Raw genomic sequence first — 12,081 nt, 5'->3', positions numbered from 1 at the left:
GACCCGGCCGGGCGTCACCCGGCGGTCTCTCGCCGGCCGGCCGTGGGTCAGACTCCGGCCGCTCGTCGTCGGCCGGCGCGGGTGCGTAGCGGGTCGGGGCTGGCCGCGTCGGGGAACCGGCGCAGGTACTCCTGCTCAAGCTCGAGCATGCGCGCGGTGTGGGTCTCGAACGCGTCCTCGCTGCCGGTGAGGAATGCGTCATGGCGGGTTCGGTGCAGATGCTGCAGCTCGCGTGTCAGGTCGCCGTCGGCGAGTGCGGGAGCCGGGATGCCTTCGGGTCGATGCGTCATTTCTTCGGTGTACCCGCCGTCGGTTTGATGTAGCTCACCAGAACCGGCACCCACCCAAAGACCACACCTATGGCCTCACCCGGCTGACCCACCCGGCCCAGGCCAGGCCGTCCGCGAGCGCCAAGCCGTCCGGCGTGGATCGAGGCGGATACCCGGTCGCGGTTGCCCGCCCTACAGGGCGAGGACGGGAACCGGGACGGGGCCAGGGCCGGGCGGGATCGGATCGGGGCCGGGACCAGGCGGGACGGGGTCGGGGTCAGGGGCGGGGGGAACCGGGTCGGGTCCCGGACCGGGGGGAACGGGATCGGTTCCGGGGCCGGGCGGGACCGGATCGGGCACGGGAACCGGCGGCACCGGATCGGGTGTGCCGGGGCCGGGGCCGGGCGGCGGAAGGACGTCGGTGGTGTCTGCGATGGTGGTCATGATGTGGCCGTGCCCACCGGTCGACGGCGGCACACCGCCGTGTCCTCGAAGGCCACATCCAACGTGTGCGGTTCGGTGGTGCGGGGGTCGGCCAGGATCGTGGCCGGACCCGTCCCTCGAGGGCGCTGGGCCTGGCCGCGAGGAGCGGGAAATGGAATGAGTCGGTTGCGGGGGGTGGCAGAGATCGGGGTGGCTCACTACCGTTGCGAGCTATGACCGGGTTGGTCGTGTCGGCGGGACCGTCCCGCATGGTCGTGGTGCGCACCGAGCAGCGCCTGGCGCGGATGGTGGGGTACGCGCGGGCGGCCTGCGCGTCGTTCGTGCTCATACCGCTTTTCGGCTGGTCGGATCTGCGCCATGCCTCGATCGCCGTGGTGATCGCGGTGGCGGCGCTCGCGGAGGCGGCCTGGTTCGCCTGGCGGGCCTGGCACCGGGTGGGGCGGTTGTCGCAGCGGCTGGTGCTGGCGGACGTCGCGTTCTGCGTGGCGCTGATGGCCGTCGGCTCGCGGGCGGCCTGGCCGCACGAGCGCAACAGGATCATGACGGAGCTGGTCCCGTTCAGCCTGGTCTCGTCCGCGGGGGTCGGTATCGCGGTCGGGCTCGGGTCCGCCGGGGTGCTCCTGGTGGTGGCGCTGATGGCGACCTGGAGCATCGCCGTCCTGCCGGACGTCACCCTCAAACTCGGCTCCGACCTGCTCGGCTTCGCCCTGTGGTACGTCGTCGCGATCCTCATCGCCGGTGAACTGCGCCGGCTGTCGACGGCCACCGCGGACGCCCAGGACGACGCGGCCGCCGCCTCGGCCCGGGCCGCCCAGCAGGAGCTGGAGGCCGAGAGCGCGTTCCAGCGCGAGATCACCCACCGGGAGGTCCACGACTACCTGCTGCCGATCGTCGACCATGTGGCCGGCGGCGGTGCGCTGTCGGCGGCGCTGGTCCGCGAGGCGCGCCGCGGTTCGGCACGCGCCCGCCGCCTCATCATGGATCCGCGTGGCCTCGAACCCCGCGTCCCGCACGACGGCCACACCCCCACCCCGGACCTGCCCCATCCGAGCGCGGCCGTGGGAACAGCCACACCGGCGGGTTCGGTGCCGGTGCTCGATGGCGAGACGAGTACTGAGGCGATGATGTCGGCGGTCGTCGACACCTTCACCGACGAGGGTCTGGCGCTCGTCCCGTTCCTCGGGGTCACCGGCGAGCCGCCCGAGCCCGTCCGCGAGGCGCTGGTGGCCGCGACACGCGAGGCCCTGCGTAACGTGCTGCGGCACGCCGGCCCGGTGGACGAGGTCAGCCTGTTCGTCGAGGGCGATGCCGAGACGATGCTCGTCGTCGTCCGCGACCGCGGTGTCGGCTTCGACCAGGCGACGGTGCGCCCCGGTGGGGGACTCGCCGGCAGCTACCGCGCGCTCGAACGGCACGGTGGGCATGTCACCGTGACAGCCCGCCCCGGCCGCGGTGTCAAGGTCACGATGCGCTGGCCGGCCCACGCCGACAACCACCCCACACCGAGCACGTCGACCACACCGAGCACACTGACCGCACCTGACGTGCTGATCCCACCGCCCGCATCGGACGGGGAGCTCCCTTGACCCTGAGCAGCCAGGATGGTCGCGGCCGTGGCGAGGCCGGCCGGCCGGTGTCCGTGGCCATCGTCGAGGACCATCCGATCACCACCGAGTCGTTGGCCGCTCGGTTCGCCGGCGCCGGTTTCTCGGTGCTCGCGCCCGCCCCGCGTCTCGAGGACCTCGACGTCGCCGCCACCCCGGACGTCGTCGTCTGCGACCTGCATCTGCCCGGCCTGTCCGGTGCGGCCGCGGTCGCGGAGCTGCATCGACGCGGCCTGCTGGTGTTGGCGACCTCCGGCGTCGCCACCCCGGACGAGGTGCTCGAGGCGATCGCCGCGCGCGCCCACGGCTTCGTCGACAAGGCCGCGCCGTCCCACCAGTTCGTGCCGGCGGTCATCGCCATCGCGGCCGGCGGCCACCACATCTCCACCCGACTCGCCGGCTTCCTGCTGGACGACGCACAACGCCGACCGTTGTCCCGGGACGAGATCGACAGCACCGAACGCGATCTTCTGCGTGGTCTCGCCCAGGGGGACCTGATGGACGAGCTGTGCGCCGAGTGGGATCTCTCGCCGCCCACCGCCCGCCGTCATCTCGACCGCATCTTCGACGCCGCCCGCCGCCGCCGCCGACTGCACCGGCCTTCCCCCCGCGAGGCCGAGGTGATGATCCTCATCGGCTGTCGCGGACTGACCTACCGGGAGGCCGCCCGGGAGATGAAGATCCGCGAGAGTGTCGTCGCCGACTACCTGCGCACGGTGCGGACGAAATACCTCGCCAGCCATCCGGAGGCCCCGCCGTCCATCGCGCCGAGCAACGCCGCCGGCCAGTGGGCCCGCGAACTCGGCTTCCACTGACCTTTCGCACCCACCGGCGGCCCACCCCCGTCCGTCCGGCCCCCTTACTTCTGCGGGATTGCGGACGGGCATCGCGCCCCACACCCTCGTCACAATGGGAACCGGGGGGCGGGGAAAGGACGGTCGCAGCAGGTCCGACCGGCGGCTCGCCGCCTTCTTCGCCTCGTTCCTGAGCACCGCCGCACTGCCCGTGAACATGACCCGCATCCGCGCCCCCGACCTGACAGCCGCCGGCCCGGCCCCGGGGGCTCAACCCGGTAGCGGCATCGCGGGCGCCCGAAGCTACGGCCACGCCATCTGGCTTGGGCCACCAGATGCCCGCCTCTACCGCGTCGACGACGAACGTTGGCTGCTGGCCTCCGCCACACTCGCCGCCAAGCTGGCCGCCACCCTCCCCCGTGCCCTGGACGTCACGCCCGCCTCCGCGGACCCGTCCCACCGTCCGCCCGACCTCATCGCCGGCGGCCTGGCCTCGGGCGTCACGCGCGTCTTCCACCGTGGCATGGCCGTCGCACGACTACGCCTCTCCCCCGGGGATGACGCCACGTTGCCCGCCGACCAGGTGGCCGAGCTCAGCCACCTGGTCGCAGACCAGCTCGCACTCCTCGCCCGGACCGCCGACTCCCTGCGCCCACCCCCCTGGCATCCCACCCGCTGGCGCCATCCCCGCCAGCTCGCGTGGATCTTCGACCGTTCCCGGCCACATGGCCGTCAGGCCGCACCCGGCGACCGCGATTTCCCCCGATGAATGGGGGATAGCGTCCGGCGGCACGGGACCACAGGATGGAACCAGGGGATCACACCGGTGCGGCGGTGATCGGGCTGCCTCGTCGGGGGAAACGTGGGGTGGCTCGGAGTCGTACGGGGGCGCACCGGTGTGGTTCCTCGGGCCGCCGGTCCTACGGGGGAGACCGGCGGCCCGCCGACACTCGACGGCGACGGCGACAGCGACGGCGACAGCGACGGCGATGGCGATCCTGGATTGACGTTCGGGACGACCGGCCCGGCCCGGCCGGGATCGAGGGTCCCGAGGGGCGGCCGATGTTGACGGTTGCTCACCAGCGGCGACCGGTGTCGAACGAAGCGTCCCGTTGTCGGCGAGTTTGGTGAGGGTGCCGACGTCGTGTCGGTGGTCGCCGCTACGATCTGCCCACCGGAAAACGTGGACAGGGGGTGCCGTGGGCGAGCCGATCCTCGCGATCGACTACGGCACCTGCAGTGCCAGGGCCGCGCTGGCCATCGAGGGGCGCATCGAGTTGGTGCGTGAGCCGGCCAGCGGGTCGGCGAACTGGCCGGCGTCGGTCTTCGCCGACGGGGGAAATCTGATCGTCGGCACCCTCGCCGAGCGACGCAAACGGATCTGGCCGGCGGCCTACCGCGGCGAGATCAAACGCGATCTGGCGCGGGATGCCGCGGTCGGGCTGGATGGGCGCGGGTATCCGCCGCGCGCCCTGGTCACAGCGGTCATCAGCACGCTGAAGGCCGAGGCGGAGCTCCAGCTCAACGGCGGTGGTAGCAGCGGTGGCGGTAGTAACGGTGCTGGCGGGGCGAGTGCCGGGGGCGGCGGCGGAGAGCGGCTGACCAGGGCGGTCGTCACCGTACCGGCCAGTTACGATCCGTCCGGGCCACTGCGGCGGATCATGATCGCGGCAGCGGAGGCGGCGGGGTTCGTCGACGTCGACCTGCTGGCCGAACCGTTGGCGGCGGCCTGGTCGCCGCTGGATGGCACCCAGCCCGAGCCGGGCACGCTGATGCTCGTCTACGACCTTGGCGGCGGCACGTTCGAAGGCGCGTTGATCGAGGTCGGCGCCGACGGTCGGCACGAGATGCTCAGTCATTCCGCGCTGCACGACTGCGGCGGGCGTGATCTCGATCAGATCCTGTTCGACGAGATCCTCGGCCTGTACGGCCCGGGGCTCGAGCCGCTGCTGAACCCGCCGGGCAGCGGCGAGATGTACCAGACGACGGCCAGCCGCACCCGCCACGAGCTGCTCGACTTCGCCCGCGCGGTCAAGCACCAGCTCAGCGACATCGCCTCGGTCGAGGATGTGTTCAGCCCGGCGGGCCTGCTGGTCAGCATGCGCCGCGATCGGTTCACCCAGCTCGCCTCGCCGACACTCGCCCGCACCATGGCCTGCTGCCAGCATCTGCTGGAGGCCGGCGGGTACGGGCCGGAGAAGCTCGGCGGGGTGCTGTCGGTGGGCGGCAGCGCGCATATCCCGGTGGTCACCGACATTCTCACCGGGCGGCTCGGGGTCGGCACCGCGTGGCCGACCACCCAGATCTACACCCCGGTCGATCCGGAACTCGCCGTGGTGCTCGGCGCGGCGGCGTGGGCGTCGTCGGTGTCGACCCGGCGGACCACGGCGGCACGGCCGAACCCGGTGCTCGTCCCGGCCCGGTGGGATATCCCCGGTGCCCGGGCGACGATGGTGCGCTGGCTGGTCGAACCCGGCGAGCGCTACGACGCCGGCGCCGTGCTCGCCCGGGTCCGGCTGACCGACGGTTCCCTGTTCGACCTGGCGATGGACGCCCCCGGCAGCCTCCTGCACACCCACGCCGAACCCGGCACGCCGGTGCGCGACGCCGACTGGCTGGCCACCACGCTCCCGTCCGGCCCGGCCCCGCTGCTCGGTGCCACCGGCGCCGGTAGCGGGGCGGATCTGCGCGGTTTCGAACGCAGCACCCGCCCGTCCCATCAGGTGGAGGTCACCGCCCGCGCGACGCTGAAGGGCCACGAGCGCGACGTCACCTCGGCCGCGTTCTCCCCCGACGGCCACTGGCTCGCCACCACCAGCAAGGACGGCACCCGGCTGTGGGATGTCGCCACCGGCCGCACCGCCCTCACGCTCAGCGGCCGCAAGAGCATCCTCATCCACGACTGCGCGTTCTCCCCCGACGGCCGGCTGCTCGCCACCACCGGCAGTGACAAGACCGCCCGCGTGTGGGATGTCGCCACCGGCCGCCAGGCGGTGACACTGACCGGCCACCGCGGCCCCGTCTACGGCTGCGCGTTCTCCCCCGACGGCAGCCTCGTCGCGACCACCGGCACCGACCGCACCGTCCGGCTGTGGGGCGCGGTGTCCGGCAAGAACATCGCCACCCTCGACGGTCACCGTGGCACCGTCTACGGCTGCGCGTTCTCCCCCGACGGGCGCCTGCTGGTCAGTGCCGGCGCCGAATCCACCCTGCTGTGGGACGTCTCCGTCGGCGAGATCATCATGAGCCTGCCCGGCCACACCAACTTCACCGGTGGCTGCGCCTTCTCCCCCGACGGCGCCCTGCTCGCGACCGCCGGTAACGAGGGCACCCGGCTGACCGACACGTCCAACGGCTCCACCGTCGCCACCCTGCCCGGCTCGGCGCAGAGCTGCGCCTTCTCCCCCGACGGCAAACTGCTGGCCACCGCCAGCACCGACGACACCGCCCTGTTGTGGGATGTCGCCACCGGCTCCGCGGTCGCCACCCTCGCCGGCCACTCCAGCACCGTCATAAGCTGCGCCTTCGCGCCGTTCGGTCTGCTGCTCGCCACCACCAGCACCGACATGACCGCCCGCCTGTGGGACATCATCTACCGTCCCTGACAGCCAGGCGGCCAGGCCGGTCACCGCGGCTCAGCCCGGCTCAGCGCGACACGCCCGCTCAGCGTGGGAGTTCGCGGGCGAACAACGCGGTGATCCTCTGCCAGTGCAGCTCGGCGGCGGCCGGGTCGTAGGGGGCGGTGTGGTCGGGGACGGCGAACCCGTGGGCGGCGTCGTAACGATCGAGCTCGTAGCGGACACCGGCCTTGTCCAGCGCCGTGGTCAGCAGCTCCTGCTGCTCGAGGGTGCAGTGCGGATCGTCGGTGGCGACAGCGAAGTAGAGCGCCCCCTGGATCTGGTCGGCGTTGAGATGCGGGCTGTTCGGCGCGTCGGTGGCGATGCTCCCGCCGTGGATCGACGCGGCGACCGCGACCCGCCGCGGCACCGCCCCGGCGAGGGTGAACGCCAGGTTGCCGCCCCGGCAGTACCCCACCACGCCCACCCGGTCCGCCCGCACATCGCCGCGCGTGGCCAGGGCGTCGAGCAGCAGCGCGGTGTCCCGCGCGACCAGCGCGCCATCGGCGCCCGCCAGCGCGGCCATGATCCGCGTCCGTGCGTCCGGGTCGGCGAACGTGCTGTTCAGATCGAACGAGACCTTGCCCTGCCGGTAGTAGTAGTTCACCACCGCCACCGCGTATCCCTCGTCGGCCAGCCGCTGGGCCATCTGGTGCATGGTGTCCCGGACCCCACCCGCGTCCGGGTAGAAGACCACCACCGGCAGCGGGGACGCGCTGGCCGCCGCGCCGTCCGGGGTGTGCAGGTAGGCGTCCAGCACGCCGTCGGGGGTCTGGACGTCAAGCTCGGTGACTGGCACGTTGCTTACCTCTCGCTGCTGTGTCCCACGACGTGCGGCGGGACGTTATGTGACGGGAGCACGTGTCCCCCGTCGTCCGCCATCGCCCCGGTAGTACCGCCAGGGGCGGCGGCGACGCTTGACAGCGCAAGTATCTCGCATGCTCGGACCACACGCGTTGACGCCCCGCGGCGCAGGAAGCGCGGCGGGGCGTCGGTGTCTGTGCGTGCCTGTACGTATCTGTGCGTGCCTCGGCGTCGACCATCCGCGATCAGGTGCTCGATGCTCGGGGATGGCTACGCGGCGGCGGCGCCCTCCGTCGCGCTGTCGTCCTCCGCGCCCGGGGGCGGGCATGCGAGGCCGAAGTCGTCGAGGACCGCCGTCGGCGCGACACCACAGCCGACCTCGTAGGTTCCGAGCTGGACGAGCTGCCAGCCACCGGAGGTGCGGTGCAGGACACCCTCCGCACGGTCGTAGTCCTGGACGGTCGGATGTAGTTCGGTGTAGGCCCACGTCGGGTCGCTGGCGGCGAGGAGCGTGCCGGTCACCTCGTAGTCAGCCGCGGGGACGGCCGAGGTGTACTCGCTGCTCTTCACCGCCTGGGCGATGGCGGACGCATCCGTCGACGACGGCGCGAGCGTGTCCGCCGCGCGCACGGAGCTCGCGACGATCGCACCGGACTTGACCAGCCCGGACGGACGCGCAGCCGCACCGGTGGTGGAGCCGGTACAGGCGAAGGCCGTGCCGACAGTGACGATCCCCGCGGTGACGAAGGTGGCCGTGGGCAGCACGATCCGGCGCGCCGCGCGACGGCGCGCTCGGTGGCGGGCGGACTGAGGACGACGACGTCGAACCATGCGTTGCACGTACCCATTTTGGCCGGATGAACCCTCACTTGGGGGGCAGTTTGGTGGTCACCCTCGCGACAGATCACACCGTGATCCTGGGCAGTTCGTCCTGTGACCCAGGTACCGCCAGGCCCAGCCCATGGTCACCCATCCACGACAGGATCGATACATCCCGCACTTTTTCCCACCTTCTGGCCCGGTCGGGCCCCACCCCCAGGCCCGCCCCCACCGGGACCATGGTCATGACGAGCCAGAAAACTTCGAGAGACCCACACCCAGATCCCCCACCAACACCCCCCGAACTCGCCCCCCACCCACCCCTGGGCCCGACAGATCACCCCTCCCCCGAGCCCCGACGCCCAGGGCACGCCCGCGACCGCGCCAAACCATCCCGTCCGTCGCGGCGGACGGTGAGCGAGGCGAGCAAGACCCTAACCGTCGTCGCCCGGCTCCGCATCGCCCCGTTCAGTCTCGCTATCGACTGGAATCGGCGCTCGGGAAGGATCATGCTGGGACGCCCCCGCACGCCAGACCACGTCGCCGCTCTGGGCCTTGCGCCAATAACCGGCGGCGCTCAGGTACTCGACGGCCTCTCGCTCCCTGTAGAGGATCGCGTAGCCGGGTAGCGCGGTGGTCTGCCATCCCGCGGGGAGTACCCGCATGATCTCTTCGATCACTGCCCGGAAGGTCGTCGCCGCGGGAGAGACCGCGACGCTCGCGGCTTTCATGATTGCCTTCCCCTGAGTGCTGGTGTCATATCGGAAGATGAAGGGCAGCGTCTTCTTCAAATCCCGGAGCGCGGTCCAGACGGGCACTTCAGCGGCCGAAAGGATGACGGGGGTCTCCAGATCGATGGAGTACTCGACGTCGAAATGATTGATCTTCACCAGACTGTGATCACGTCGACGACCCGGATCCTTGTTACCGAACCCGTTACTGTTCCATGGGACGCCGCCCCTGGAGCCATACCTGGCGATGAGCATCCGTTCGGGCGCGATGGAGTCCATGTCCTTGTCGACGTAGACACAGACGAAGCCCATCCGATCCAGCGACAGGCCCGAGCGACCGGAGACCTTCCTGAGATGCTGCTCGAGCCTGCCGGGTAGCGCCTTCTCGGCCTTGCCGACGTAGACCCGGCGGCCATCCAGGAAGAGGACGTACACGCCCGGCCGCTCCTCGAGATCGTCGAGGTTCCGCGAGGTGAGCGGGCACGGAGCCAACGAGTCCAAGGCCTCGGCCAGCTGATCCGCCAGCGCCTTGGTGATGCTCAGCGTGAACTCGGCGACCGAGTCCGGCGTCATCCGGCCTCCCCTCGACGCAGCACGGTCCGGATCATGCCGATCAGCGTAAAGCCCCGATCGTCGATGACCGCAGGGGCCCCTCCAACCTACGCCCACGAACCATGACCCCTGCTTCAAGATCGACCACTCCGCGGTACGCTTTTCGGATGGCGCCCACCGAGAACTCGCAGGTCACAGCACAGACCCCGAGGAGCGTCGAACTGTTCGCCGGCGGCGGGGGCCTGGCCATGGCGATCAAGCACGCGGGGTTTCGCCCCCTCCTGCTCAATGAGTTCGCGAAGTACGCCTGCGAGACCTTGGTGAACAACAAGGACATGGCCCACCGACACGAACTGGACAGCGAGCGACCTCCGCCCATCCCTGGCGAGTTCGAAAAAACGGCACCCCTGGTGGCCGGAGACGTGGCCAAGGTCGAGTTCGACTACCTGCGAGGCAAGGTCGAGCTTCTGTCCGGCGGGCCCCCATGCCAGCCGTTCAGCTTGGGCGGGATCGCCAAGGGCGACGAGGACGGGCGTAATGGGTTCCCGGAGATGTTCCGGGCCATCCGCGAGATGCGACCCAAGGCGGTGATCTGCGAGAACGTCCGGGGGCTACTGCGCCCATCATTCAGGCCGTACTTCGACTACATCAAACGAGAACTATCTTTGCCGTTCGAGAAACGAGCGGATGGCGACTCATGGCGCCATCATGACGATTTCCTACAAGAAATACTTGAGGCTTCAACCACCAAGCTGGATGAACGATATGACGTCGAACACTTCCCCGTGAACGCGGCGGACTACGGCGTCCCACAAATTCGTCAACGCGTGATAATTGTCGCTTTTCGTCGAGACATAGACGCCGATCTCTCCCGCTTTCGAGAGCTAGTACAGCCGCGCTACTCGGAGGCGAGCCTGCACGAGTCGATGCTCGACGGTTCATACTGGAGACGGCATCCCAGCGTCCCCGGCAGCGTTAAAAGGAATGTCATGGACCGGATCGCACGAACACCGGCCGACCTACCTACCGAGGGTAAGCTACTACCTTGGCGCACCTTGCGAGACGCGCTCGCGGGCATCGGCGACCAACCTCCCTTGCCCCCAATCACTAAAGATGATCTAAATAAAATCGCCGTGGGTGGCTTCAGCGACCACATCGGATGGCCCGGCGCTCGAATCTACCCAGGTCATACTCCTAACGAACTCGACCGGCCAGCCAAGACCGTCAAGGCCGGAGTTCACGGCGTACCCGGCGGCGAGTCAGTCATGCTGCTAGACAACGGCGACCACCGTTACATGACGGTTCGCGAGGCCGCTCGAGTCATGACGTTTCCCGATAGCTGGCAGCTAGCCGGGCCTCGTGGCGAGCAAATGCGCCAGCTCGGCAACGCCGTTCCAGTCGCGCTTGGCCGGGTCTTCGCCGACGCTGTTCGGACCATTCTGAGCGAGGCCAAGCAGGAGTGACTAGCCAAGACCCAGCGAAGTCGGGGAGGTGGAAGCCGGGGCTACCGCCGATTCGCGCTTGGAAGGGCAAGCCCGGCCTCGACCGTGCGGCGCGCACCGCCGAACAAGACCGAGCCGCTGGCGGCCAGCGCCGGAGAATCGTCGATCTCGGCGACAGCCGGACGGCCAGAGCATCGGTTGAACTGAAACTCTTCCCCAAAACTCGCCGAATTCGCGCGTATATTCGCTGGTCGGACGGCAGACGCTCACCCGTGCGCTACCTCGGGGAGGTGTCGGAGACCAGCAGGGCACGAAACCTCTCAGTGGCTTGGCGGATGGCGTTCGAGCGTGGGCTCGTCATCCCACCCAACGCCTCGACCAGCTCCTGGGCGAGTTCACCGGCTGTACGCGCGGGGATGAGAGCTAACCGAGGCAGAGACACCAAACCTGAGCTCGCCTTACGATCCGCCGTTCACGGGCTGGGCTTGCGCTACCGTGTCGACGTCGCGCCGCTCCCGGGACTCCGTCGCCGCACTGATCTATCGTTCCCCGGAGTCAAAGTCGCCGTCTTCTCCGATGGCTGTTACTGGCACGGATGTCCAGAGCACTATCGGCCCGCACGCCGGAACAGTGAATTTTGGTCAGCGAAGATCAGCGCGAATCGTGAGCGCGATCGTGATACAGACGCGAAGCTCACTTCGGCCGGCTGGCTGGTGATCCGCGTATGGGAGCACGAGGATCCGACCGAGGCCGCCAGTCGCATCGCGAAAATCATAGGCCAACGGCGCGTCTCCGGACCGGCGCGAGCCACGATGTCCAAGCCTGACGACATCCGCGGCGGCGCGCCGCGGATGTCGCGGTCGCGCACGGACCAGCCCCACACCGAGCGGCGCGTCCCCCATCCACCTCGAACCGGCGCTTAGGGTCCGTTTGGGAAGTCTCTGATCTGTGTTGCTGCTGGTCAGCTGGTGTGATCCAGGCTGGATGATCAGTTGTGTGGCGCGG

At 70.0% G+C, this 12,081-nt stretch carries 11 protein-coding genes; 6 read left to right on the top strand and 5 right to left on the bottom strand.

Annotated elements, in window-relative coordinates; genetic code table 11:
- Positions 1-47: 47 nt before the first annotated feature.
- Both MXD61_RS23800 and MXD61_RS23795 read right to left on the bottom strand, forming a co-directional pair.
- Positions 48-290: a DUF6158 family protein gene (locus MXD61_RS23800; RefSeq protein WP_163550678.1), complete on the bottom strand. Its 243-nt coding sequence runs from the start codon at positions 288-290 to the stop codon at positions 48-50.
- 171 nt (positions 291-461) lie between these two features.
- Positions 462-713, bottom strand: coding sequence for a hypothetical protein (locus MXD61_RS23795; RefSeq protein WP_248815652.1), 252 nt, complete (start codon positions 711-713; stop codon positions 462-464).
- Positions 714-925: 212 nt separating this feature from the next.
- On the opposite strand from MXD61_RS23795, the gene MXD61_RS23790 reads away from it, so the two are divergent.
- The 4 genes from MXD61_RS23790 to MXD61_RS23775 all read left to right on the top strand — a co-directional run bounded on the left by MXD61_RS23790 (position 926) and on the right by MXD61_RS23775 (position 6,716).
- Positions 926-2,299 carry a sensor histidine kinase gene (locus tag MXD61_RS23790; RefSeq protein ID WP_248815651.1) on the top strand — a complete coding sequence of 458 codons (1,374 nt, stop codon included), beginning with the start codon at positions 926-928 and terminating at the stop codon, positions 2,297-2,299.
- A complete protein-coding gene (locus MXD61_RS23785) occupies positions 2,296-3,132 on the top strand; it encodes a response regulator transcription factor (RefSeq protein ID WP_248815650.1) in 837 nt (278 codons plus the stop codon). The genes MXD61_RS23790 and MXD61_RS23785 overlap by 4 nt, the downstream gene beginning before the upstream one ends.
- 94 nt (positions 3,133-3,226) lie before the next feature.
- Positions 3,227-3,880 (top strand): hypothetical protein, encoded by a 654-nt coding sequence (locus MXD61_RS23780; RefSeq protein WP_248815649.1) that lies wholly within the window; start codon positions 3,227-3,229, stop codon positions 3,878-3,880.
- A gap of 430 nt (positions 3,881-4,310) precedes the next feature.
- Positions 4,311-6,716, top strand: a complete 2,406-nt coding sequence (locus MXD61_RS23775) for an Hsp70 family protein (protein WP_248815648.1) — start codon at positions 4,311-4,313, stop codon at positions 6,714-6,716.
- Positions 6,717-6,774: 58 nt separating this feature from the next.
- On the opposite strand, the gene MXD61_RS23770 is transcribed toward MXD61_RS23775, so the two are convergent.
- The 3 genes from MXD61_RS23770 to MXD61_RS23760 form a co-directional block, all read right to left on the bottom strand.
- Positions 6,775-7,527 carry a dienelactone hydrolase family protein gene (locus MXD61_RS23770; RefSeq protein WP_248815647.1) on the bottom strand — a complete coding sequence of 251 codons (753 nt, stop codon included), beginning with the start codon at positions 7,525-7,527 and terminating at the stop codon, positions 6,775-6,777.
- Positions 7,528-7,802: 275 nt separating this feature from the next.
- Complete coding sequence (locus tag MXD61_RS23765) at positions 7,803-8,297, bottom strand: hypothetical protein (protein ID WP_248815646.1); 495 nt, start codon at positions 8,295-8,297, stop codon at positions 7,803-7,805.
- 488 nt (positions 8,298-8,785) lie between these two features.
- Complete coding sequence (locus MXD61_RS23760; protein WP_248815645.1) at positions 8,786-9,655, bottom strand: hypothetical protein; 870 nt, start codon at positions 9,653-9,655, stop codon at positions 8,786-8,788.
- A 146-nt stretch (positions 9,656-9,801) separates the two neighbouring features.
- On the opposite strand from MXD61_RS23760, the gene MXD61_RS23755 reads away from it, so the two are divergent.
- Together MXD61_RS23755 and MXD61_RS23750 are read left to right on the top strand one after the other, a co-directional pair.
- Positions 9,802-11,097, top strand: coding sequence for a DNA cytosine methyltransferase (locus MXD61_RS23755; RefSeq protein ID WP_248815644.1), 1,296 nt, complete (start codon positions 9,802-9,804; stop codon positions 11,095-11,097).
- Positions 11,098-11,411: 314 nt separating this feature from the next.
- Positions 11,412-11,999, top strand: a complete 588-nt coding sequence (locus MXD61_RS23750; RefSeq protein ID WP_308222832.1) for a very short patch repair endonuclease — start codon at positions 11,412-11,414, stop codon at positions 11,997-11,999.
- Positions 12,000-12,081 lie beyond the last annotated feature (82 nt).

The organism is Frankia sp. AgPm24 (assembly GCF_023243055.1).
Classification (GTDB): Bacteria; Actinomycetota; Actinomycetes; order Frankiales; family Frankiaceae; genus Frankia; species Frankia umida.
Note: the sequence above shows the minus strand (reverse complement) of the source record. Positions and strands in the feature narration are given on the sequence as shown.

What these genes read in the sequence shown, in the direction of transcription:
- MXD61_RS23800 (WP_163550678.1), bottom strand. Translation starts at nt 290, where the DNA reads ATGACGCATCGACCCGAAGGCATCCCGGCTCCCGCACTCGCCGACGGC.
- MXD61_RS23795 (WP_248815652.1), bottom strand. Translation starts at nt 713, where the DNA reads ATGACCACCATCGCAGACACCACCGACGTCCTTCCGCCGCCCGGCCCC.
- MXD61_RS23790 (WP_248815651.1), top strand. Translation starts at nt 926, where the DNA reads ATGACCGGGTTGGTCGTGTCGGCGGGACCGTCCCGCATGGTCGTGGTG.
- MXD61_RS23780 (WP_248815649.1), top strand. Translation starts at nt 3,227, where the DNA reads ATGGGAACCGGGGGGCGGGGAAAGGACGGTCGCAGCAGGTCCGACCGG.
- MXD61_RS23760 (WP_248815645.1), bottom strand. Translation starts at nt 9,655, where the DNA reads ATGACGCCGGACTCGGTCGCCGAGTTCACGCTGAGCATCACCAAGGCG.
- MXD61_RS23755 (WP_248815644.1), top strand. Translation starts at nt 9,802, where the DNA reads ATGGCGCCCACCGAGAACTCGCAGGTCACAGCACAGACCCCGAGGAGC.
- MXD61_RS23750 (WP_308222832.1), top strand. Translation starts at nt 11,412, where the DNA reads ATGGCGTTCGAGCGTGGGCTCGTCATCCCACCCAACGCCTCGACCAGC.